Consider the following 21,487-nt stretch of genomic DNA (forward strand, 5'->3'; position numbering starts at 1 on the left):
CGGCTGGTGTTGCCGTTTCGACGTACAGGGTCCCGTCGCGGGTTTCGCACACGAGGTCCCGGGCCGGTTCCGATGCGGTCACGGTCCGGCCTCGGTGATCGGTCTGAGACGATGTGTCCATGCAGGAAGCGGACATGCGTACGGACCGGCCGGACAGCCCCACCCGGCCCGACGGCTCCCCGGGCCACGTCGTCGTCATCGGCGGCGGCATCGCGGGCCTCGCGGCGGCCCACCGGCTGCTCGCCGAGGGCGCCCGCGTCACGCTGCTGGAGGCCGGACCGAGGCTAGGCGGCAAGCTGTACTCGGGCGAACTCGCCGGAGCCCCCGTCGACCTCGGCGCCGAGTCCATGCTCGCCCGCCGCCCCGAGGCCGTGGCCCTCGCCCAGGCCGTGGGCCTGGCCGACGCCGTACAGCCGCCCGCCACCGCCACCGCCCACCTGTGGACCCGGGGCGCGCTGCGGCCGATGCCGCGCGGCCACGTCATGGGCGTCCCCGGAGACCTCGGGCCGCTCGCCGCCTCCGGGGTCCTCTCCGCCGAGGGCCTGGCCCGTATCGAGGCCGAGCGGACCCTGCCGCCCACCGAGATCGGCGAGGACGTCGCCGTCGGGGAGTACGTGGCCGCCCGCCTCGGCCGCGAGGTCGTCGACCGGCTGGTGGAACCACTCCTCGGCGGGGTCTACGCGGGCGACGCCTACCGCATCTCGATGCGGGCCGCGGTGCCCCAGCTGTTCGAGGCCGCCCGCACGCACGCCCTGCTGAGCGACGGCGTACGGGAACTGCAGCGCAGGGCGCAGAGCGGGCCCCAGCAGGCCGGCCCGGTGTTCGCCGGCATCGACGGCGGCATCGGACGCCTCCCGCTCGCCGTGGCCGAGGCCTGCCGTGCGGCAGGCGCGCGGATCGTCACCGGCGCCCCCGTGCGCGAGGTCCTTCGTACGGCTGAAGGCTGGCGGGTCGTGGCCGCCGCGGAGACCGTCGAGGCCGACGGCGTCGTCCTGGCCGTCCCGGCCGGGCCCGCCGCCCGTCTGCTGGCCACCCTCGTGCCCGCCGCCGCGGCCGAGCTGGACCAGGTCGAGTACGCCTCGATGGCGCTGGTCACCCTGGCCTTCCGGCGCGGCGACCTGCCCGCGGCCATCTCCGGCGGCGACGCCAGCGGCTTCCTCGTCCCGCCCGTCGACGGCCGGACGATCAAGGCGTCCACCTTCTCCAGCAACAAGTGGGCCTGGGCCGGCACCGACCCCGGCCTCTTCCTCCTGCGCACCTCGGTGGGCCGCTACGCCGACGAGCGCGACCTGCAGCGCGAGGACGGCGACCTCGTCGAGGTGTCCCTCGCCGACCTCGGCGAGGCCGTGGGCCTGACGGCCCGTCCCGTCGCCTCCACCGTCACCCGCTGGGACGGCGGACTGCCCCAGTACCCCGTCGGCCACCTCGGCCGGGTCGCCCGCATCCGCGGCGCCGTCGAGGCCCTGCCCGGCCTCGCCGTGTGCGGTGCGCTCTACGACGGAGTGGGCATTCCGGCCTGCATCGCGAGCGCCGGCCGGGCCGCTGACACGGTGATCGCCGCGCTCGGTACGCGTACGGCACCCCTGGCTCCGACCACTGATCAGCACACGGGACAATAGGCACATGACTGCACCAGAGAAGATTCCCAACGCGGGGAAGAAGGCGAAGGACCTCAACGAGGTCATCCGCTACACCCTGTGGTCCGTCTTCAAGCTGAAGGACGTCCTGCCGGAGGACCGCGCCGGTTTCGCCGACGAGGTCCAGGAGCTGTTCGACCAGCTGGCCGCCAAGGACATCACCGTCCGCGGCACCTATGACGTCTCCGGCCTGCGTGCCGATGCCGACATCATGATCTGGTGGCACGCGGAGACCGCGGACGAGCTGCAGACCGCGTACAACCTGTTCCGCCGTACCAAGCTGGGCCGCGCGATGGAGCCGGTGTGGTCGAACATGGCCCTGCACCGCCCGGCCGAGTTCAACAAGTCGCACATCCCGGCCTTCCTGGCCGACGAGGTCGCCCGCGACTACGTCAGCGTGTACCCCTTCGTCCGCAGCTACGACTGGTACCTGCTGCCCGACGAGGACCGCCGCCGCATGCTCGCCGACCACGGCAAGATGGCCCGCGGCTACCCGGACGTGCGCGCCAACACCGTCGCCTCCTTCTCCCTCGGCGACTACGAGTGGCTGCTGGCCTTCGAGGCGGACGAGCTGTACCGCATCGTCGACCTCATGCGTCACCTGCGTGCCTCCGAGGCCCGCATGCACGTCCGTGAAGAGGTGCCCTTCTACACCGGGCGCCGCAAGTCCGTCGCCGATCTGGTGGCCGGGCTCGCCTGATACCTCCCCTGGGGGGAAGGACCGGAGGACGACCACACCGTCAGGTGAGTGCCTCCGGTGGATCGGGAGGCACAGCCCCCGAAACGACGCAGCCGGAGATCCCGCCCGGAAGTTCAGACGACAGGCGGCACCAGTGCCCTGCGGGCACCCGCCGCCCGGTCGTCCAGCGACACCGGTGCGGGCTCCGGATGCGGCGCGCAGCGTACGCGCCACCCCGGGGTGGCGCCCGTCAGCAGATACCGCTCCACGTGCCGGTCCACGCAGCCGTTGCGCCCGCCGGCCACACCGTGGGAGCCGGCCCCCGTTTCCGTCACCAGCGAAGCCCCGGCGCCGAGCCGCCGCTGGAGCTCCGGCGCACCCGCGTACGGGGTCGCGCCGTCCCGCTCCGCCGCGACCACCAGCGTCCGCGGCAGCCGCTCGGGCTGGGCCCCGACCGCCACCGGCGACCGCTCCGCGCGGACCGGCCAGGAGGCGCACGGCAGGTTGAGGAAGGCGTTGGCCCAGGTCTCGAAGGGGGCGGTGCGGGCCAGTTCGGTGTGGTCGCGGTCCCAGGTCCCCCAGTCCGCGGGCCAGGGGGCGTCGTTGCAGAGCACCGTCGTGTACACGGCCGTGGCGTTCTCGGCCTCGGCCGCCACCGCCGGGTCGGGGGCGGCCTGGGCGGCCAGCACCGAGGGATCGCCGCGCAGGAACGCGGCCAGGGCCGCCGCCCGGTCCGGCCAGACGTCGTCGTAGTACGCGGCCTGCAGGTAGGCGGCCCGCAACTCGCCGGTCCCGACGGTCCCGCCCGCGGGGGTGCGGGCCACCGCGTCCCGGACCCGCTCGTAGCCGGCCTGCACGGCCTCCGGGGTGGTGCCGAGCCCGTACACGGCGTGGTGGCGGGCCACCCAGGCGCGGAAGTCGCGCCAGCGTCCCTCGAACCCGCGTGCCTGGTCGAGGTTGTTGCGGTACCAGACGCGGCGCGGATCGGGATCGACCGGTGAGTCGAGGACCATCCGGCGGACGTGGCGCGGGTACAGGGTGGCGTAGACGGCACCGAGGTACGTGCCGTACGAGGCACCCATGAAGGTCAGCTTGTCCTCGCCGAGCGCGGCGCGCAGCACGTGCAGGTCACGGGCGTTGTTCGCGGTGGTGTAGTACGGCAGGGCCACGCCGGCCCGGCGCGCGCAGCCGTTCGCGTACTCCCGGGCCTGCGCGCGTCGTTCCGCCTTGTACGCGGGCGAGGGGCGGACGGGCTCCTGTACGGGGCCCTTCGCGCGGGCCGCCGGGTCCTGGCAGGACAGCGGGGCCGAGCGCCCGACACCGCGCGGGGCGTAGCCGACGAGGTCGTAGGCGGCGGCGATCCGCTCCCAGCCGGGGAGAGCGGCGACGAGCGGGAAGGACATCCCGGAGGCCCCGGGGCCGCCGGGGTTCTGGACGAGCGCGCCCTGGCGGGCGGCGCCGCGGGCCCCGGTGGCGATGGCCCGGCTGACGGTGAGGGAGATCTGCGGGCCGTCGGGGCGGGCGTAGTCGAGGGGTACGCGCAGGGTGGCGCACCGGAGGTGGGAGGGCAGGTCCTCGACGGCGGGACAGGCGCGGAAGTCGAGACCGGCGGCGCCGCCGCCCCGGGAGGCGGCCGCGAGGGCGGCACGGCGGGCGACGAGCGCGGCCCCTGCGCTCTCGGCGTCGGCGGTGTCGGGGGCGCCGGGGGCGTCGCCGGTGTCGGGGGTGCGGGCGGTGCGGGGGGTGCGGGCGGTGCCGGCGGTGGTCGGGGCTTCCGGGGGCGGTGGGGCCGGTGCGGCGGCGACGTCGGGCGCGCCCAGCGTGAGGAGGAGGGCGGCCACGGCGGCCCCGTGGCGTGCGGTTCTCGTGGGCATGGCGGCCCCTGCCTCTCATCGGATGAACCGATGAGAGGCCCGGGCGCCGCACTTGTAAAGGATCACCGGCCGGTGTCGGCGGCCGTGACCCCGAATTGCCGTATCAGGAACTGCTGGAACTGCTGGAGCAACTGGAACTGCTCGAACTCGAACAGCTGGAGCCGCTCGAACTCGAACAGCTGGAACCGGAGGAGCTGCTGCCGCAGCTCGAACCGCTGCCGCCCCCGCAGCCGCTGCCGGAGGAGCCACAGCCCGAGCCCGAGGATCCGCAGCCGGAACCGGACCCGCAGCCCGAATCGCCGCTCCCGCCGCCCCCGTCGCTCGTCGCGCACCACAGCACCGGCAGCAGCTCGGCCGAGGAGTCGGAGGACGACGAGGGCCGGCGGTGGGGGCGTGCCCCCGACTGGGCCGCCGCCAGCCGGGTGCCGCGCACGGCGGGCACCAGCTGCCGGCGCAGGAACGGGTCGCGCAGGCCGCGCAGCCCGAACAGCGCCGTCTGCACATGCGGGCTGTGGTCGTGCCCGTACGCGGACCGCAGGGCCAGCAGGGCACGCAGCCCGGCCGGGGTGACCCGGTTCCCGGCCCGGGCCCTGCAGAACAGGCCGAGGACGAGGCCCGCGAACAGTGCGGGCGCCACCGTCACGACGAACGGCACGCCGGGGTCGGCATCGAGGGCGAACTCCACGACGGTCAGCGGGACCGAAGCCACCAGCCACACCCCGCACACGACGGCCTGGACCAGCCCCCAGCGGCGCGGGGCCCGGCCGGTGCCGGGCGGGGCGACCAGCCCGCGGGCGGCCAGGGCGTCCCCGATCTCCTGGACGGCCGGGTCGCACATGGCGGCGTACCGCACCTGGTAGAGCCAGCCCGAGGGAGCGCCGGCGTGGGCCTGGAGCACGGCGCGCTCGGTGGGGTCGCCGGCCCACGCGCCGGGGCGTACCTGGACGATGCCGGGACCGCCGACGAGCAGTCGGCCGTCCCCGAGCATCGAGACGAGCGCGGTGTCCACGACGGTGCCGGGGCCGCCCACCAGGAACGCGGCCTCGGACAGGTCGTGGAGGCCGGCCGCCGGGGCCGCGGGGGCGGGCCGGGCCCGGCGCAGCCCGCGTACGAGCAGGACGGAGGAGACGACGACGGCGATCCAGATCGCTACGGCGAGGACGTTCATGCCGCCCTCCCCGCGAGCGCCCGGGCCCAGCGCACGATGCGGCGCGGTGGCCTGGCACCCGCCCGCTCCCGCCACCAGGCGGTGAGCCGGCGCCGTGCCGCCGGGTCGGCCGGGAGGTCCTGGATCAGCAGGTGCTCGGCGAAGTCCAGCGCGTCCCTGCGGTATCCGGCGGTCATCGGGCGGCCCTTCGCGTAGGCGAGGAAGGCCTCCCGGTACGGTGCACGGCCGCCGAGGATCCCGGACAGCTCCGGAGCCACCTTGGCGACGACGTCGGCCCGCTTGGCGGCCAGCGCCCGCACCTGCACCCGGATCCGCGCGCGGTCGAAGCCCTCGGGCACGGGCGTCCCGGCCACGAGCGCGGAGAGCAGGGCGGCCTGCGCGAGCCCCACCCGAGTCCGCGCCGCCTCCCCGGCCCCGTGCTCCGGCCCGCGCACCGGCTCCGCCCCGGCCTCGGGCTTCGCTGCGGATCCCGGCCCTGGGCCGCTCACCGGCTCGGGCGCCCCGGCCGCGGTCTGCGCCGCGACCTGCCCGGTCTTCCCGGCCCCGTGCTCCGCCCCGGCTCCGTGCTCCGGCCCGCGTACCGTCTCCGCCCCGGCCTCGGGCTCTGCGCCGGCCGCCGGGTTCCTCGCCGCTTCTCGCGCGATGTCCGGCGCGGCCGCCTGCGGCAGGTCACGTGCCGTCGCCGTCAGAACCTCGCGGATCGCGGTCAGTTCGCCCGCGAGTTCCGCCTCGGGCGGGAAGTCGTCGTCCCGCTCCAGCAGGACACCCGCCGGTGCCACCCGGGAACGCAGTTCGGCCAGCAGGTCGAGCACCACCGGCGGCACGGGGTGCGCGTGGGTGTCGTGCCAGACGCCGCCACGTTCGACACCGCCCGCCACGTGCACGTACGCCAGCGCCTCCAGCGGGATCGCGTCCAGGACGCCGGCCGGGTCCTCGCCCCGGTTGACCCGGTTGGTGTGCAGGTTGGCCACGTCGATGAGCAGCCGGACCCCGGTCCGCTCGACCAGCTCCGTGAGGAACTGCCCCTCCGTCATCTCCTCGCCGGGCCACGAGAACAGCGCGGCGATGTTCTCCAGCGCCAACGGCACCGGCAGCGCGTCCTGCGCGATCCGCACGTTCTCGCACAGCACGTCCAGCGCGTCGCGGGTGCGCGGCACCGGCAGCAGGTGCCCGGCCTCCAGCAGCGGCGATGACGTCCGTACGAAGGCGATGTGCTCGGTGACGAGCGGCGCCCCCAGCGCCACCGCCCGCTCCCCGAGCGCCGCCAGCTTCTCCGGATCCGGACGGTCGGCGCCGCCGAGGCCGAGCGAGACCCCGTGCGGCACGATGCGCGTGCCGCGCTCGCGCAGCCGCCCGAGCGCCTCGGGCAGGTGGCCCGGGCAGATGTTCTCGGCCACCACCTCGACCCAGTCCAGGCCGTCCAGCCGCTCGACCGCGTCCGCGATCTCCGGCCGCCAGCCGATGCCCACCCCCAGGTGTGCCATGGGCTTCATGTCCCCCGCCCCCTCTCTTCCTGCCGTGTGCGGATGTCATGGCCCCGACGCAGTAGCGCCAATCCGCACGAGGGGACGTTCAGAGCAACATTTGAGGTTCCCGGCTCCCGGCGCGGGCCCGCCCCGGCCGCCGGGAGGCCGTCGGAGCGGCTGTCGGAGAGGCCGTCAGAGCCGGGCCCGCAGCGCCGGATGGTCGGCGACGACGGTCGCGCTGCCGGGCGCGATCTCGGTGAACCCGGCGTCGCGGACCACCGGCAGCCCGCTCCCGCCGAGCTCCGCCCACCGCTCGCGCGCGGCGGTCCGTACGGCCAGGCGGAAGCCCGTCTCCTGCCAGGCTGCCCGCTCCGCACGCGTCAGCTCCCACCACGCCAGCTGCGCCGCGTGCCCGGCCTGGGCCATCGCCTTGCCGGCCGACATGCCGAGGTCCGGGTTGAGCCACAGCACCGGCAGGGCGGAGCCGTCGGCCGCGGGGACCGGCTCCGGGTCGTCGAGGTCGGTGCCCGACACCTGGAGCTTGGCCAGCTCCTTGGGCCAGCCGTCGAGGGGCACCGGGGGGAAGACCCGGACCTGCGCGGCGTCACCGTGGACGGTGATGCCGGGCAGGGCCTCCGCCTTGCGCCACTCCGCGCCGCGCGCCCGCCGGACCACCTTGCGGATCCGCGCGTCCTGCCAGTCCCGCACGGCCTGCGCCCACTCGCCCTCGCCCCGCGCCCGCTCGTCGGTGAGCAGCACCAGCACAGCCCGGGCCGCGGTCTCCAGGGCGTCGGTGCGGGCGGGCGGTTCCGCCTTCTCGATGCGCACCACCAGCGGCAGGACGAACTGCGGGGCCTCGTCGCGCAGTACGTGCTCCCGCCGGAAGGCACTGTCGGCCCCGACCGCGGGTACGCCGGAGGTGTCGTTCGTGTGCTGGCTGCTCATCCCGCCAAGGATGCCAGGCTCCGCCTTGAGGAGGATGTCCCGGGTGCCGGCCCCGGGCGAGGATCGGAGCCATGAAGAGTGATCTTTTCGCGTCCGAGAACCTGGCGCGGGCCGCCGAGACCCCCGGCATGAGCCTGCAGAACGCCAAGTCCGTGAAGTACAACGTCAACGGGGAGATGCTGGCCCGTCAGGGGTCGATGGTCGCCTTCCGCGGCGACCTGCAGTTCGAGCGCAAGGGGCAGGGCATAGGCAGCATGCTCAAGCGCGCCGTCACCGGCGAGGGCCTGGCGCTGATGTCCGTACGCGGCCGGGGCGAGGCCTGGTTCGCCCACCAGGCGGGCAACTGCTTCATCATCGACATCGAGCACGGCGACGCCCTCACCGTCAACGGGCGCAACGTGCTGTGCTTCGACCCGACGCTGTCCTACGAGATCAAGATGGTGAAGGGCGCCGGCATGACCGGCGGCGGTCTCTTCAACAGCGTCTTCACCGGCACCGGCAAGCTCGCCGTCGTCTGCGACGGACACCCCATCATCATCCCGGTCACCGCCCAGGCCCCCGTCTACGTCGACACGGACGCGGTGGTCGGCTGGAGCGCCCAGCTGGAGACAGGGCTGCACCGCTCCCAGTCGGTCGGCTCGATGATCCGCGGCGGCTCCGGCGAGGCCGTCCAGCTGATGCTGCGAGGCGAGGGCTTCGTCATCGTCCGCCCGAGCGAGGTCACCGAGACGGCGGCCGCGCACTGAACCTCACCGGCGTGGGCCGCCGCTACGGCCGCCGCCGGCCCTGGGTGCTGCGCGGAGTGTCCCTGGAGCTTCCGCCCGGCGTTCTCGTCCGGGTCGAAGGCGGCAACGGCGGCGGGAAGTCCACCCTCCTGCGGATCGTCGCCGGGATCGACGCGCCGACCGAGGGACGAGTCGGGGGACGGCCGAAGCGCACCGCCTACGTACCCGAGCGCTTCCCGGTGGCGCTGCCGCTGACGGCCCTGTCCTACCTGACCCACCTGGGACGGGTGCACGGGCTCGGGCGGGCCGAGGCGGTCCGCCGGGCGACGCACTGGCTGGAGCGCTTCGGGGCCGCCGGGCACGCCCGTACCCCCATGGCCGAACTCTCCAAGGGCACGAGCCAGAAGGTGGCCGTGGCCCAGGCCCTGCTCGCCGGTCCCGAGCTGCTCGTCCTCGATGAGGCCTGGACCGGACTGGACGCCGCGGCCCGGCGCGAGCTGGACCTCGCCGTGGCCGAACGCACCGCCGCCGGGGCCTCCGTGGTGTTCGTGGACCACGACCCGGCGCGGCTCGCGGGCGTGCCCGACGCACACCACCGGCTCGAAGGAACCTCACTCGTACCGGCGGCGTCCTCGGGCCCGGCGGGACCCCGGGTACGGATCCGGGCCGCCGCGGCGCCCGGGGGCGTCCTGCCGCCCGGCCTGCCCGGCCGTCCGGGCCCCGACGGCGTCGTGGTGCTGACCGTGGACGCCGCCCGCTCCGACGAGGTGCTGCGGATCCTCCTCGGCGCCCGCCCGCCCTGGCACGTACGCACCGTCGAGGAACTGCCGTGACCGCACTCCTGCGCTACCAGGCCGCGCTCCTGCTGCGCTCCCAGCGGTGGCTCGCCCCCTGCGTCGCGTACGCGGCGTTCGTGGCCGTCGGGATCCGGCCGGGCGACCCGGTGCTGGACTCCCTCGGCTACGCGGCCGCCGGCCTGGTCCCGTTCGCCGCCTGGCTGGTCCGGATCTGCGCGGGCAACGAGCCCGGGGCCGCCCGCGACTGTGCGGCCGCCGCGGCCGGTCCGGTGCGGGCCCACGCGGCGGTCCTGCTCACCGGCCTGCTCGGGGCGCTGACCGCGGGCGCCCTGGGAGCCGGCACGGCGTTGCTGGTCTGCGACCCGGCCGGAGCCGCCCCCGCCGCGGCCGCCGTCGCGGGCGGCCTGGGGACGGCCGTGTGCGCACTGACCGGCGCGGCGGTGGGCGCGCTGTCCGCCGGGCCGGTGCTGCGCCGCCGCGGGCACGGGGTACTGTCGGCGGCCCTCGGCTCCCTGCTGGCCCTGGTCCTCGAGCCCTCCCCGGCCCACGGCGCGGTGTCCGCCCTGGCCTCGGCGGCCCGCTCGGGAAGCACGCCGCTGCCGCTCACGTCCCTCGCGGTCGCGCTCGCCCTGGCCGCCGCCGCGGGCGCCGCGGCCTGCCTGGCCGCCGAGCGGCGCGGGTGAGGGTGCGACCGACTGCTACGTCCCGATCAGTTCGGAGACCTTCACGAAGCGGTAGCCGCGCTTGCGCAGTTCGGGGACGATCTTCCGGATGGCCTCCTCGGTGACCGGAGCGGCGCTGCGCGTGCAGTGCATCACCACCACCGAGCCGGGCTTCACGCCGGCGAGGACCTGTTCCGCCACCGCGTCGGGGTCCTTCGCGAAGGCGTCACCGCTGACCACGTCCCACTGGACCGCCGTGACCCTGGCCGTGGAAAGGGCCCGCAGCGCCGGGTCGTCGTAGCAGCCGCCGGGGAAGCGGAAGTACGGGACGGTGTTGACGGCCCCGGCCTGCCGGAAGGCGGCGAAGGCCCGGTCCACGTCGGCCCGGGCCGCGGCGCCGTCCAGCGCGGGGAGGCCGTAGCAGGGGGACGTGAAGGCGTGGTGGCTGTACGAGTGGTTGGCGATCTCGAAGTTCGGGTCGGTCCCGATGGACCTGGCCTGGTCCGGATACTCCTCGGCCCAGCGGCCCGTCATGAAGATCGTCGAGGGCACCTTGAGGGTGCGCAGCGTGGAGATCAGCTGCGGGTTGTCGAAGCGCTCCCCGCCCGCGGCGCGCGGCCCCTGGTCGGAGGTCATGTCGGCGTCGAAGGTCAGCGCCACGGTCTTGTCCGTGTGCTGCTTCGCCCGCTCGAAGACGGGGGTCAGGCCGTTCGGGCCGGGTGCCAGAGTCGGGGCCCTGCCGGGAGCACCGGCAGGCGGGGCGCCCGGGGCGGGGCCGCCCGGGGAGGAGGCCGCGGCTCCGGGCGCGGAAGCCGCGGGTGGGGCAGGCGGCGGCGCGGAAGCCGCCGGGGCGGACGCCGGCGGCGTGCCCATGCGGGCTTCGCGGCCGGCGTCCGGGGTGCCGGAGCCGCCGCCGCAGCCCGCGAGGGAAGCGGTGAGGGCGGCACTGAGTGCGGCCGCGGCCGTCACCTTGCGCATGCGCACAGAAATGGTCACGCACGCAAAATATATGACTATGTGACAAGTAGGTGTCCGCGGCACTCCCACCGGTGCCGGGAGACCCCCGGTCAGCGCCGCCAGGGGCCCGTCACGGCGAAGGTCGTGCCGGGGGTGTAGGCGTTGACGTACATCGTCCGCCCGTCGGGGGAGAAGGTGACCCCGGCGAACTCCCCCCACTCCGGGGCCCCCGGAGCGCCGATGTCCTGGGCGTTGCGGGCCACCGGGTAGACCTCGCCGCCCGCCGTCACCCCGAACACGTACTGCGCCCCGCCGCCGTCCTCGCACACCATCAGCCCGCCGTCCGGGGCCAGGCAGATGTTGTCGGGGGACTCCCCGGGCAGCCGGACATCGGCGGCCGGGCCGAAGAGCACGTCGAGCCGGAGCCGGGCGCGGCGCGGATCGTAGAACCACACCTGTCCGTGGTGGTCGGCGGACGCGCCCTCGCCCGTGCGGGCGTAGCTGGACACGAAGTGGACGCCGTGGCCGCCCCAGTAGCAGCCCTCCAGCTTCTGCGCGTGGGTGATGCCGCCCCGCCCGAAGTCCTGGTGCCGGACCGGGGTGCCGGCGGCCGAGGGGTCCGGTACGGGCACCCACTCCACCGGGAACTCCGCCCCGGGCTCGTCCACCGCCGCCAGGTCCGCCAGCCCCGGCACCCGCAGGGCCTCCAGGGCGCCGCCGGCCCGCAGCGAACCGGCGCCGCCGAGCGGGCGGTGCGGCAGGAACCGGTAGAACAGCCCGAAGGGCCGGACGAAGGCGTCCTCGGTCTCGTAGACCACCCCGCGGTACGGGTCCACGGCGACGGCCTCATGTGCGAAGCGGCCCATCGCGGTGAGGGGGACGGCGCCCGTGCGCCGCGGCCGGGCGGGGTCCACCTCGAAGACGTAGCCGTGGTCGCGGTCGTAGCCGGAGGTGCCGGCCCGGTCCTCGGTCTCCTCGCAGCTCAGCCAGGTGTTCCAGGGGGTGCGGCCGCCCGCGCAGTTGACGGCGGTGCCGGCGAGGGCGACGCGCTCGCCGGTGACCCGCCCGTCCCCCGCGAGGTCCAGGGCCGTACAGCCGCCGAGCGCACCCGGGTCGTACGTCAGCCCCGGCACCGCGGGGACGCGCAGGGCGGCGGTGGCGCGGTTCTCGTGGTTGCGCACCAGCCGCACCCGGCCGCCCCCGGCGTCGAAGGCGGCCATGCCGTCGCAGTTCGAGGGGACGGCCCCCTCACCGGAGCGCAGCGGGTCGCCGGCGCGCGAGAGCACCCGGTAGCCGAATCCGGCGGGCAGGTCGAGCAGCCCGCGCGGGTCCGGGAGCAGCGGCCCGTACCCGCCACCGGCCCGGGCGGCCCGGGCGGAGGCGGGGGAGCCGCCGGCGAACAGCGCGCCCAGTGCTCCGCTGAAGGCGACCGCGCCCGCGGCGAGCAGGCTGCGTCGGGAGACGGACATCGGCGGCTCCGAAGGGAACGTCGGGAACGCGGGAACGTCGGGACCGCGGGAACGTCAGGGGCGGGTGGTGCCGGGGAGGCAGGCCACCGCCGGGTTGAAGGTCTCGTGCAGGCCGCGGGGGTTCTTCTTCCACAGCCACAGGTGCAGGGCGTAGTGGACCGGCTGGCCGGGGAAGTTGCCGGGCTTGGGGCCCTTGAACGCGGTGCCGAACAGGGCGGGGCGGTCGTCGTCCGTGGTCAGCTTCTGGTCGCGGTCGTAGACCAGCCACTGCACGCCGACGAGGCGCTTGCCGCCGCGCCCGTCGTCCTCGTAGTACAGCGCGGCGGGCTTCTTCGGGTCGACGGAGTTGTCGTACTTGTGGTTGAAGTGCGGGTAGCCGAGCGCGCCGGTCCGGCCCACCCTGTCGAAGACGCAGTACTTGTCCGGCACGTAGCCGTCCGCCACCGCGTTGGCGTGCACCTGGTACTTGGCGGTCGCCCCGTACGCGGTCGCCCGGTCGGCCAGGGCCCGGCCGGTGGCCGCACCGTGGTCGGCGGAGGCCGTCGGTGCGGCGACGGCCGCCAGGGCGAGGGAGGCGGCTGCGATGAGGGCGGGGGTGAGACGTCGGGCCATGCGCGGGGCTCCTCGTGACGGACTGGCTGGTGGCACAGCAGCCCTTCCCGCCGGCCGCCGTACCCGCCCCGCGTCCGCCGCGTACACGGCACGGACGGACGACCGCCGATCGGCCGACGGCCGACGGGCGGTCACCGGGCGGCCGGGCGGGCGGTCACCGGGCGGCCGGGCGGGCGGCCGACCCGCCGTCCCCCCGGCCGGGCCGCCGGCCGGACCTCCGTACGCCGGCGGCCCGGCCACCGCCGTCGGCGGCTCACCCGAACGGGAGCGGCGCCGTTTCGCGGCGCACCGGCACGGGGAACCGGTGAGTCCGCAGACGGCCGTTGCGACGGCCAAGGCCACGGCCACGGCGGCCGGTGCGACGGAGGGTGCGGAACATGGCGCAGCGGGATGCGGCACCGAACGGCGACGGAGGACTGCGGGACATCGTCTCGGCCGTCTCGCGGGGCGCGCCGGAGTACCGGCAGTGCCCCCACCCCCTGTACGCCGCCCTGCGCGAGCAGGACCCGGTGTGCCGGCTGACCCCTCCCCACGGGATCGACACCTATCTGATCACCCGCCACGACGACGCCCGCGACGCCCTGTCGGACCCCCGGTTCAGCAAGGACATGCGCGGCGCCATCGACACCTACCACGCGGTGTACGGCAGCTTCTTCGACGCACTCGACGACAACGTGCTCTTCTCGGACCCGCCCCGGCACACCCGCCTGCGCCGCATCCTGCGCAGTGCCTTCACCCCCCGGCGGGTGGAGCAGATGCGGCCGAGGATCACCGAGATCGCGCAGACGATCCTCGACGAGTGCCGCAGGGCCGGCACGGTCGACCTGATGGCCTCGTTCGCGTTCCCGCTGCCCGTCGCGGTCCTGTGCGAGCTGATGGGCATCCCGCAGGAGGACCGGCCGGAGATCCTGGAGCAGTTCGCGGTCGTCACCCGCTCCCGGTTCGACCCCAGCCGCAGGGCGGAGCTCAAGGCGGCCGAGGAACGGCTCCAGCACCGGCTGGAGCGGCTCATCCAGGACACCCGTGACCACCCGTCGGACACCTTCCTCAGTGACCTGGTCCGGGCGGAGGAACGGCTGGACGACCCCGAACTGGTCGCGTCGCTGTGGGTCCTGTTCTTCGCCGGCCACAAGACCACCGCCTACCAGATCGGGAACTCCGTCCTCAATCTGCTGCTCCACCCCGAGCAGGCGGCCAGGCTGCGCGAGGACCCCCGGCTCATCCCCGGGGCGGTCGAGGAGATGCTGCGCTTCGAGGGCTCGGTGGAGACCTCCACCTTCCGGTACGCGGCCGAGGAGGCCCGGATCCGGGACACGGTGATCCCCAAGGGCTCCCTGGTGCAGATCGCGATCTCCGCGGCCAACCGGGACCCGGAGCGGTTCGACGCGCCCGACGACCTGGACGTGACGCGCGAGGGCCTCCAGGGCACGCACCTGGGCTTCGGCCACGGCACCCACTACTGCCTGGGCGCGCCCCTGGCACGGCTCGAACTCGAGATCGCGCTCGGCTGCCTCCTGCGGGAGTTCCCGGACATGCGGCCGGTGGACCTGGCGGAGACCCGCGGCGCGTGGCTCAAGGGACCGGTGGCGGCCTTCCGGGGGCTGGAGCACCTCCGGCTCGTCCTGGAGCCCTCCCGCCCGGACGGGGACCCGGGCGCGGACCCGGACGAGCCGACCCTGGCCGCCGTGGCCTCCGGACAGTGACCCCAGACCCGATGGCGGTGGATTGACATGACGGATTCCGTGAGTACCCCCGCACTGCGCCTCCTGGGGACCCCGGCGGACGAACTGCGCATCGCCGCGGTGGGCACCAGCGAGGTCATCCGGATCGCCCGGGGCCCCTCCGCGCCGGCCCGGGACACCGCGGGCACGGTCCACTCGAAGATCGACATGCACCACCACTACTGCGCGCCGGAGTGGCGCGAGTGGGCGGTGCACCACGGGCTGATCGCGCCGGAGCAGCTGCCCCCGTGGACCCGCCTCGACACCGAGGCGGCGATCCGCTTCATGGACGACGCGGGCATCACCACCGCGGTCCTCAAGCCGATGCTGCCGGCCCGCTACCGGTCGTCGGCGCAGCTGCGCGAGGCGATCAACATCACGCTGCGGTCGATGATCGAGGTGGCCTCCTCGCACCCGGGCAGGTTCTCGTACTACGTGCCGCTCTTCCTGGACGACGAGGAGGCGTCGTCCTGGGCCGTGCGCCGCGGGCTCGGACAGCTCGGTGCCGTCGGTGTCAACGTGACCGCGAACTACGGGGGCGTCTACCTCGGGGACCCCGCCTACGACCGGCTCTTCCACGAGCTGAACGAACGCTCCGCGGTGGTCGACACCCACCCGCACAACCTCCCGGGCTGCGCGCCCGGCGCGTCGACGGTCCCCGGCATCCCGAACTTCATGTGCGACTTCCTGCTGGACACCACCCGGGCCGCCGTGAACATGATCAGCAGACGGACCCTGGACCGCTTCCCGGACATCTCCGTCGTCCTGCCGCACGCCGGCGGCTTCCTGCCGTACATCGCCACGCGCCTGCAGGCCCTGGGGCGGTTCTGCGAGCCGAGCGTGGAGCCCGCCGCGGTACGCGACCACCTGAGCCGCTTCTACTACGACACCGCGGGCCCCATGGCGCCCGCCGCGACCCTGCTGGAGTACGTGCCGGCCGACCACGTCCTGTTCGGTACGGACTGGCCCGCCGCCCCCGCCGACACGGTCATGGACCTGGCGCTGCCCGCTCTCGACGCGGACCCGGCCTTCACCCCGGAGCAACTGCGGGGGATCTACCACGGCAACGCGCTGCGCCTGATCCCGCAGCTCGCGACGGCCTGAGCCGCGGCGGCCCGAGCCCCGACGGCCCGGGCCGCAGGCTTACGGGCCGCAGGGGTACGGGCCGCACGGCGCGGCCCGTACCCCCGTCGCCGTGATCAGGCGAGCTTGGCGCTCAGGGTGATCGTCGTGCCCGTCAGGGCCTGGCTCACCGGGCAGTTCTTCTTCGCGTCCTCGGCGGCGGCGACGAAGGCGTCGTTGTCCAGGCCCGGGACCTCACCCTCGACGGTCAGGTGGATGCCGGTGATGCCCTCGCCGGGCTGGAAGGTGACGTCGGCCTTGGTCTCCAGGCGGGTGGGCGGGGTGCCCGCGCCCGCGAGGCCGTGGGACAGCGCCATCGAGAAGCAGCTGGAGTGGGCGGCGGCGATCAGCTCTTCCGGGCTGGTCTTGCCGTTCGCGGCCTCGGAGCGGGCGGGCCAGGAGACGTCGTACGAACCGATGCCCGAGGAGTCGAGGCTGACGACACCCTTGCCCTTCAGCAGGTCGCCTTCCCAGACGGTGTGCGCGTGACGCGTGGTGGCCATGGTGATCCCTTCGCAGAGGTGGGGAAACGGCCGGGCCCCCGAGAGGGGCCCGGCCTTCCCAAACCTACTGGGACACCAGGGGTTTCGCGTCGCGTGCCAGCGCGGTGAGCCGCGATATGGCGCGGAAGTACTTCTTCCGATAACCGCCGTTCAGCATCTCCTCACTGAACAGCTTGTCGAAGGGGACGCCGGAGGCCAGGACCGGGACCTCGCGGTCGTACAGCCGGTCGGCCAGGACCACCAGCCGCAGCGCGGTGGACTGGTCCGGCACCGGGCCGACGTCGGTCAGGCAGACCGCCGTGATCCCGTCGGTCAGCGCGCCGTAGCGGCTCGGGTGGACCCGGGCCAGGTGTTCCAGCAGCCCGGGGAAGTCGTCCAGGCTCGCGCCCTCGGTCGCGTACGCGGCCTTGGCGACCTGCTCGTCGGAGAACGGCGCCGGGGCCTCCGGCAGGCCGCGGTGGCGGTAGTCCTGGCCGTCGATCCGCAGCGGCCGGAAGTGCGCCGACAGCCCCTGGATCTCCCGCAGGAAGTCCGCGGCGGCGAAGCGGCCCTCGCCGAGCTTGCCGGGCAGCGTGTTGGAGGTGGCGGCCAGCGCCACACCCTGCTCCACGAGGCGGCTGAGCAGCGAGGACACCAGCACGGTGTCGCCCGGGTCGTCCAGCTCGAACTCGTCGATGCACAGCAGCCGGTGCCCGCCCAGGGTCTGCACGGTCTGCTGGAAGCCGAGCGCGCCCACCAGGTTCGTGAGCTCCACGAAGGTGCCGAAGGCCTTGAGCGCGGGCTCGGCCGGGGTGGCGTGCCACAGGGAGGCGAGCAGGTGGGTCTTGCCGACGCCGTAGCCGCCGTCGAGGTAGACCCCGCGGGGCGCGGCGGGGGCCGCGGGCTTCTTCGAGAACCAGCGCCTCTTCCCGGCGCCGCTCGCGTGCGCCCCGCCCAGGCCCGCGGCGAAGCCGCTCAGCACGGTGACCGCCTCGGCCTGGCTCGGCTGGGCCGGGTCGGGGTTGTACGTGTCGAAGCGGACGGAGTCGAACCGCGGCGGCGGCACCATCTCGGCCACCAGCCGTTCGGCGGGAACCCGCGGCTCCCGCGCGCACAGGGCCTGCGGCCCGGCGTCGGCTATCGGGGGCCGACCGGAGAGGGAACCGGAGGTGGAGAGTGATGTCGACACAGCCCTTAACTCTACGGGGCGTGGCACACTGCACCGATGCGACGCCTGTTCCCTGTGACCGATCAGACACCAGCCCGGAGCCAGGACGGGGCGGACCGGGAGTGGTCGCTCGACGAACTCGCGGACGCCTACGCCTACCCCGCCCTGGCGGCGGACGGCCACTGGCTGCGGGCCAACATGGTCTCCACCCTGGACGGCGCCGCCCAGCACGACGGCCGCTCCCAGCCCATCTCCGGCGAGACCGACATGCGGATCTTCGGCACCCTGCGGGCGCTGGCCGACGTGGTGGTCGTCGGCGCGGAAACGGTTCGCCAGGAGGGCTACCGCCCGGCCCGCGCCCGGGAGGCCTTCGCGGCCCGCCGCGCGGCCGCCGGACAGGGCCCGGCCCCCGCCATCGCCGTGATCACCGCCAGCATGGACCTGGACTTCTCGCTGCCCCTGTTCACCTCCCCGCTGGTGCCGACCCTGGTGGTCACCGGCGCCGCCGCGCCCGCCGGCCGGGTGGCCGAGGCCGAGGCGGCCGGGGCCGAGGTGGTGGTGGCCGGCGACGGCGTCTCCGTCGACGCGGCCCGGGCGGTACGGGAGCTCGCCGGGCGGGGGCTGCGCCGCCAGCTCACCGAGGGCGGGCCCCGGCTGCTGGGCCAGTTCGTGGCCGCCGACGTGCTGGACGAGCTGTGCCTGACGATCTCCCCGACGCTCACGGCGGGCGGCGCCCAGCGCATCGCCGGAGGGCCTTCCGTCACGGTTCCGCACCGGCTCGCGCCCGCCTGCGTACTGGAGGAGGCCGGGTTCCTGTTCACGAGCTACCGTCGGATCTGACAAGGGGCGGAATTTCCCGTTCCGCTTTGCTTCCGCTGGGCACATATACCTGCGCAGGCCCCGTGCGACAGCGGGGCAGGATGGTTTCCGCAGGGGCCGGCCGACCGGCCTCGGGCCCATGAAGGAGAGGGCGTCCGTGTTCACGAGCGTATTGATGATCGAGCAGCCGCTGACCACGGTGGACGTGGACTTCGTCACCAGCCTGCACGGAGACGACCCGGTCTCTTTCGTCGTCCTCATGCAACCCCGGGGCGACCAGGACCGACTGCTGCGCGCCATCGACGACGTGGCGCTCGGTGAGCTCCCGGAGGCCATCCGTGAGGGCGACGAACCCGAGGGCGAGGACGCGCTCGGCCCCGCCGCGCACGCCCTCGCGCACTCCCTGAACGCCCTGCGCCAGAAGGGCGCCAAGGCCGTCGGGCAGATCATCGAGAAGCACCCGCTCGACAAACTGCAGTCCGTCGTGGACGAGACCGGCGCCGACGAGGTGATCGTCCTGACCTCGCCGCACTTCGTGGAGGAGTTCTTCCACCGGGACTGGGCCTCGCGGGCGCGCCACAAGGTCGGCGTTCCCGTGCTCAAGCTCTTCGCCCACAACGAATAGGCTTGGGCCCCAGCGCCCGGCTGGGTCCCAGCGCCCGACCGGGCCCCAGTGCCCGACGCACACAAGCACCGCACTCGATCCTGGAGCGACCTGAATGAAGCCCGGCCTGCCGACCGCCATGGAACGGCCCCACTTCATCGGCATCGGCGGCGCCGGCATGTCCGGCATCGCGAAGATCCTGGCCCAGCGCGGGGGGAAGGTCGCCGGCAGCGACGCCCGCGGCGACTCCGAGACCGCCGAGGCACTGCGCGCCCACGGCGTCACCGTCCACGGCGGGCACGCGGCCGGCCACCTCGCCGACGACTCCACCTGCGTGGTCGTCTCCAGCGCCATCCGCGCCGACAACCCCGAGCTGGCCCGCGCCGCCGAGCTCGGTATCCCCGTCGTGCACCGCTCCGACGCCCTCGCCGCCCTGATGGACGGACTGCGTCCGATCGCCGTCGCCGGTACCCACGGCAAGACCACCACCACCTCGATGCTGGCGGTCTCCCTGTCGGCCCTGGGCCTGGCCCCCTCCTACGCCATCGGCGGCGACCTCGACGCCCCGGGCTCCAACGCCCACCACGGCGAGGGCGACATCTTCGTGGCCGAGGCCGACGAGAGCGACCGGTCCTTCCACAAGTACACCCCGCAGGTCGCGATCATCCTCAACGCGGAACTCGACCACCACGCGAACTACGCGTCGATCGACGAGATCCACGAGTCCTTCGAGACCTTCGTCGGCAAGATCGTGCCCGGCGGCACCCTGGTCGTCGCCCACGGCCAGGAGGGCGCCGCCGAGATCGCCCGCCGCGTCGCGGGCCGCGAGGGCCTCACCGTCGTCACGTACGGCGAGGAGGAGGACGCCGACATCCGGATCACCAAGATCACCCCGCGTGGTCTGACCAGCGAGGTCACCGTGGTCCTGGACGGCCGGATGCTCACCTTCACCGTCTCCGTCCCCGGCCGCCACTACGCGCACAACGCCGTCGCCGCGCTCGCCGCGGGCGTGGCCCTCGGCATCCCCGCGCACAACCTGGCCTCCGCGCTCGGCAAGTACACCGGCGTCAAGCGCCGCCTCCAGCTCAAGGGCGAGGCCGCCGGCGTACAGGTCATCGACTCCTACGCGCACCACCCCACCGAGATGAACGCCGACCTGGAGGCCATCCGCGGAGCCGCCGGCGACTCCCGCATCCTGGTCGTCTTCCAGCCGCACCTCTTCTCCCGCACCCAGGAGCTGGGCAAGGAGATGGGCCAGGCCCTCGCCCTCGCCGACGCCTCCGTCGTCCTGGACATCTACCCCGCCCGCGAGGACCCGGTCCCCGGCGTCACCAGCGAGATCATCATCGCGGCCGCCCGGGCCGAGGGTGCGGACGTCACCGCCGAGCACGACAAGACGGCCGTCGCCGATGTCATCGCGGGAATGGCCAAGCCCGGCGATCTCGTTCTCACCATGGGCGCGGGCGACGTCACGGACCTCGGTCCGGCCATCCTCGCCCGCCTGTCGAGCTGACGGAACGAGGGAGCGGGAGAGTCATGTCGTACGAGGTCGAGAAGACGGACGAGCAGTGGCAGGCGGAGCTGACCCCGTCCGAATACCAGGTGCTGCGCCTCGCCGGCACCGAGCCGGCCTTCCGCGGTGAGTACACCGACACCAAGACGGAGGGCGTCTACTCCTGTCGCGGCTGCGGGGCCGAGCTGTTCCGCTCCTCGGAGAAGTTCGACTCGCACTGCGGGTGGCCGTCCTTCTTCGACCCGAAGGACACCGACGCCGTCGAGCTGCTCGCCGACACCTCGCACGGCATGGTCCGCACCGAGGTCCGCTGCGCGACGTGCGGTTCCCACCTGGGCCACGTCTTCGAGGGCGAGGGCTACCCGACGCCCACGGACCAGCGGTACTGCATCAACAGCATCTCCCTGCGCCTGACCCCGGCCCCCGACGCGGGCTGACCGCCAGGCCACCCACCCCGAGGAGACCCGCGGACGCCCCGGGGCGCCCCCGGGACACCGACAGGCCCTCCCGGCCCCCTGCGGCCGGGAGGGCCCCGTCGTGTCCAGGCCCGGACGGGCGGCGCGCGGGCGGCGCGCTCAGCCGCTGCACTGGGTCAGTTCGCCGCCCTGCCGGACGCTGTACTGGCCGGGCGGCACGTTCATGACCTGGAAACCGCCGTTCTGGGCGATCTCGACCGTCCCGCCGAAGCCGGCCGACCCGTACACGTAGGCCGGGCCCGGGCTGAAGCCGCCGCCGGACAGGTGCACCTTCCCGTTCTCCAGGACCCCGGAGGTCGAGCACGTCGCGGCGGGGACAGCGGCCGGCGGGATGTGGGGGACGGCCGCGAGGGCGGCGGGCGCGGTGACGAACGAGGCGGCCACGAGGGGGCCGAGAACGAGGATCCGTGTGCACCGGTTCATGGGACTTCCTCACCGGGAGGGAACGTCCTTCCATCGTCACCCCGGCCGCTGCCCGGTGCGACCCGGGGCGTCACTGGCCGGAACCGGACGGGGATGGTGTCGGGGACGTCGCGGTTCGATTGCGATCCGGTCTCCGGCCTGGGGCGATCCCACAGAGATAGCACGTTC

21 protein-coding genes are annotated in these 21,487 nt (G+C 74.5%); 11 read left to right on the forward strand and 10 right to left on the reverse strand.

What is annotated here, in order from left to right:
- Positions 1 to 119: 119 nt before the first annotated feature.
- On the forward strand, positions 120 to 1,619 hold the full coding sequence (hemG, locus tag NRK68_RS26730; protein WP_220819374.1) for a protoporphyrinogen oxidase: 1,500 nt from the start codon (positions 120 to 122) through the stop codon (positions 1,617 to 1,619).
- 4 nt (positions 1,620 to 1,623) lie between these two features.
- The gene (gene hemQ, locus NRK68_RS26735; RefSeq protein ID WP_030032685.1) at positions 1,624 to 2,337 is read left to right on the forward strand and encodes a hydrogen peroxide-dependent heme synthase; all 714 of its coding nucleotides are present in this window, start codon (positions 1,624 to 1,626) and stop codon (positions 2,335 to 2,337) included.
- 113 nt (positions 2,338 to 2,450) lie between these two features.
- Here the strand turns inward: hemQ and NRK68_RS26740 are convergent, their stop codons facing one another.
- From NRK68_RS26740 to NRK68_RS26755, 4 genes are all read right to left on the reverse strand, one after another.
- On the reverse strand, positions 2,451 to 4,190 hold the full coding sequence (locus tag NRK68_RS26740; RefSeq protein WP_257856977.1) for an alpha/beta hydrolase: 1,740 nt from the start codon (positions 4,188 to 4,190) through the stop codon (positions 2,451 to 2,453).
- A gap of 103 nt (positions 4,191 to 4,293) precedes the next feature.
- The gene (locus tag NRK68_RS26745; protein WP_257856978.1) at positions 4,294 to 5,358 is read right to left on the reverse strand and encodes a TIGR04222 domain-containing membrane protein; all 1,065 of its coding nucleotides are present in this window, start codon (positions 5,356 to 5,358) and stop codon (positions 4,294 to 4,296) included.
- Positions 5,355 to 6,851 (reverse strand): MbnB/TglH/ChrH family RiPP precursor modification enzyme, encoded by a 1,497-nt coding sequence (locus NRK68_RS26750; protein ID WP_257856979.1) that lies wholly within the window; start codon positions 6,849 to 6,851, stop codon positions 5,355 to 5,357. The genes NRK68_RS26745 and NRK68_RS26750 overlap by 4 nt, the downstream gene beginning before the upstream one ends.
- Before the next feature lie 165 nt (positions 6,852 to 7,016).
- A complete protein-coding gene (locus tag NRK68_RS26755; RefSeq protein WP_183068426.1) occupies positions 7,017 to 7,769 on the reverse strand; it encodes an aminoacyl-tRNA hydrolase in 753 nt (250 codons plus the stop codon).
- A 71-nt stretch (positions 7,770 to 7,840) separates the two neighbouring features.
- On the opposite strand from NRK68_RS26755, the gene NRK68_RS26760 reads away from it, so the two are divergent.
- The 3 genes from NRK68_RS26760 to NRK68_RS26770 are packed head-to-tail and all read left to right on the forward strand — an operon-like array spanning position 7,841 to position 9,974.
- Positions 7,841 to 8,515, forward strand: coding sequence for an AIM24 family protein (locus NRK68_RS26760; RefSeq protein ID WP_030960459.1), 675 nt, complete (start codon positions 7,841 to 7,843; stop codon positions 8,513 to 8,515).
- Positions 8,512 to 9,327, forward strand: coding sequence for an ATP-binding cassette domain-containing protein (locus NRK68_RS26765; RefSeq protein WP_183068546.1), 816 nt, complete (start codon positions 8,512 to 8,514; stop codon positions 9,325 to 9,327). The genes NRK68_RS26760 and NRK68_RS26765 overlap by 4 nt, the downstream gene beginning before the upstream one ends.
- A complete protein-coding gene (locus tag NRK68_RS26770; protein WP_257856980.1) occupies positions 9,324 to 9,974 on the forward strand; it encodes an ABC transporter in 651 nt (216 codons plus the stop codon). Before NRK68_RS26765 ends, NRK68_RS26770 begins: the two co-directional genes overlap by 4 nt.
- A 15-nt stretch (positions 9,975 to 9,989) precedes the next feature.
- On the opposite strand, the gene NRK68_RS26775 is transcribed toward NRK68_RS26770, so the two are convergent.
- The 3 genes from NRK68_RS26775 to NRK68_RS26785 form a co-directional block, all read right to left on the reverse strand.
- Entirely contained in the window at positions 9,990 to 10,931 is a 942-nt protein-coding gene (locus NRK68_RS26775) for a polysaccharide deacetylase family protein (protein WP_373024533.1), read from the reverse strand.
- Positions 10,932 to 11,020: 89 nt separating this feature from the next.
- Positions 11,021 to 12,379 carry an alkaline phosphatase PhoX gene (locus tag NRK68_RS26780; protein WP_183068428.1) on the reverse strand — a complete coding sequence of 453 codons (1,359 nt, stop codon included), beginning with the start codon at positions 12,377 to 12,379 and terminating at the stop codon, positions 11,021 to 11,023.
- 54 nt (positions 12,380 to 12,433) lie between these two features.
- A complete protein-coding gene (locus NRK68_RS26785; protein ID WP_257856982.1) occupies positions 12,434 to 12,991 on the reverse strand; it encodes a hypothetical protein in 558 nt (185 codons plus the stop codon).
- A 377-nt stretch (positions 12,992 to 13,368) separates the two neighbouring features.
- Here NRK68_RS26785 and NRK68_RS26790 point away from each other — a divergent pair, with 377 nt between their 5' ends.
- Positions 13,369 to 14,694 (forward strand): cytochrome P450 family protein, encoded by a 1,326-nt coding sequence (locus tag NRK68_RS26790; protein ID WP_257856983.1) that lies wholly within the window; start codon positions 13,369 to 13,371, stop codon positions 14,692 to 14,694.
- A 39-nt stretch (positions 14,695 to 14,733) separates the two neighbouring features.
- Positions 14,734 to 15,816 carry an amidohydrolase family protein gene (locus NRK68_RS26795; protein ID WP_257856984.1) on the forward strand — a complete coding sequence of 361 codons (1,083 nt, stop codon included), beginning with the start codon at positions 14,734 to 14,736 and terminating at the stop codon, positions 15,814 to 15,816.
- Between the two features lie 95 nt (positions 15,817 to 15,911).
- On the opposite strand, the gene NRK68_RS26800 is transcribed toward NRK68_RS26795, so the two are convergent.
- Together NRK68_RS26800 and zapE are read right to left on the reverse strand one after the other, a co-directional pair.
- Entirely contained in the window at positions 15,912 to 16,337 is a 426-nt protein-coding gene (locus tag NRK68_RS26800) for an OsmC family protein (RefSeq protein ID WP_046779505.1), read from the reverse strand.
- A 64-nt stretch (positions 16,338 to 16,401) separates the two neighbouring features.
- Positions 16,402 to 17,457 (reverse strand): cell division protein ZapE, encoded by a 1,056-nt coding sequence (gene zapE, locus NRK68_RS26805; protein WP_373024535.1) that lies wholly within the window; start codon positions 17,455 to 17,457, stop codon positions 16,402 to 16,404.
- A gap of 84 nt (positions 17,458 to 17,541) precedes the next feature.
- Between zapE and NRK68_RS26810 the strand changes: the two genes are divergently transcribed.
- The 4 genes from NRK68_RS26810 (at position 17,542) to msrB (ending at position 20,857) form a co-directional block, all read left to right on the forward strand.
- Positions 17,542 to 18,324, forward strand: coding sequence for a pyrimidine reductase family protein (locus NRK68_RS26810; protein ID WP_183068432.1), 783 nt, complete (start codon positions 17,542 to 17,544; stop codon positions 18,322 to 18,324).
- Positions 18,325 to 18,460: 136 nt separating this feature from the next.
- Entirely contained in the window at positions 18,461 to 18,928 is a 468-nt protein-coding gene (locus tag NRK68_RS26815) for an indole-3-glycerol phosphate synthase (protein WP_183068433.1), read from the forward strand.
- Positions 18,929 to 19,022: 94 nt separating this feature from the next.
- The gene (gene murC, locus NRK68_RS26820) at positions 19,023 to 20,420 is read left to right on the forward strand and encodes a UDP-N-acetylmuramate--L-alanine ligase (protein ID WP_183068434.1); all 1,398 of its coding nucleotides are present in this window, start codon (positions 19,023 to 19,025) and stop codon (positions 20,418 to 20,420) included.
- Between the two features lie 23 nt (positions 20,421 to 20,443).
- Entirely contained in the window at positions 20,444 to 20,857 is a 414-nt protein-coding gene (gene msrB, locus NRK68_RS26825; RefSeq protein ID WP_183068435.1) for a peptide-methionine (R)-S-oxide reductase MsrB, read from the forward strand.
- A 138-nt stretch (positions 20,858 to 20,995) separates the two neighbouring features.
- On the opposite strand, the gene NRK68_RS26830 is transcribed toward msrB, so the two are convergent.
- The gene (locus tag NRK68_RS26830) at positions 20,996 to 21,319 is read right to left on the reverse strand and encodes a hypothetical protein (RefSeq protein ID WP_183068436.1); all 324 of its coding nucleotides are present in this window, start codon (positions 21,317 to 21,319) and stop codon (positions 20,996 to 20,998) included.
- Positions 21,320 to 21,487: the final 168 nt, after the last annotated feature.

The sequence above is a fragment of the Streptomyces yangpuensis genome, from assembly GCF_024666385.1.
GTDB lineage: Bacteria > Actinomycetota > Actinomycetes > Streptomycetales > Streptomycetaceae > Streptomyces > Streptomyces yangpuensis.

Coding starts and splice junctions, on each gene's coding strand:
- hemG (WP_220819374.1), top strand. CDS start 120: ATGCAGGAAGCGGACATGCGTACGGACCGGCCGGACAGCCCCACCCGG.
- hemQ (WP_030032685.1), top strand. CDS start 1,624: ATGACTGCACCAGAGAAGATTCCCAACGCGGGGAAGAAGGCGAAGGAC.
- NRK68_RS26740 (WP_257856977.1), bottom strand. CDS start 4,190: ATGCCCACGAGAACCGCACGCCACGGGGCCGCCGTGGCCGCCCTCCTC.
- NRK68_RS26745 (WP_257856978.1), bottom strand. CDS start 5,358: ATGAACGTCCTCGCCGTAGCGATCTGGATCGCCGTCGTCGTCTCCTCC.
- NRK68_RS26750 (WP_257856979.1), bottom strand. CDS start 6,851: ATGAAGCCCATGGCACACCTGGGGGTGGGCATCGGCTGGCGGCCGGAG.
- NRK68_RS26755 (WP_183068426.1), bottom strand. CDS start 7,769: ATGAGCAGCCAGCACACGAACGACACCTCCGGCGTACCCGCGGTCGGG.
- NRK68_RS26760 (WP_030960459.1), top strand. CDS start 7,841: ATGAAGAGTGATCTTTTCGCGTCCGAGAACCTGGCGCGGGCCGCCGAG.
- NRK68_RS26775 (WP_373024533.1), bottom strand. CDS start 10,931: ATGCGCAAGGTGACGGCCGCGGCCGCACTCAGTGCCGCCCTCACCGCT.
- NRK68_RS26780 (WP_183068428.1), bottom strand. CDS start 12,379: ATGTCCGTCTCCCGACGCAGCCTGCTCGCCGCGGGCGCGGTCGCCTTC.
- NRK68_RS26785 (WP_257856982.1), bottom strand. CDS start 12,991: ATGGCCCGACGTCTCACCCCCGCCCTCATCGCAGCCGCCTCCCTCGCC.
- NRK68_RS26790 (WP_257856983.1), top strand. CDS start 13,369: ATGGCGCAGCGGGATGCGGCACCGAACGGCGACGGAGGACTGCGGGAC.
- NRK68_RS26800 (WP_046779505.1), bottom strand. CDS start 16,337: ATGGCCACCACGCGTCACGCGCACACCGTCTGGGAAGGCGACCTGCTG.
- NRK68_RS26810 (WP_183068432.1), top strand. CDS start 17,542: ATGCGACGCCTGTTCCCTGTGACCGATCAGACACCAGCCCGGAGCCAG.
- murC (WP_183068434.1), top strand. CDS start 19,023: ATGAAGCCCGGCCTGCCGACCGCCATGGAACGGCCCCACTTCATCGGC.
- msrB (WP_183068435.1), top strand. CDS start 20,444: ATGTCGTACGAGGTCGAGAAGACGGACGAGCAGTGGCAGGCGGAGCTG.
- NRK68_RS26830 (WP_183068436.1), bottom strand. CDS start 21,319: ATGAACCGGTGCACACGGATCCTCGTTCTCGGCCCCCTCGTGGCCGCC.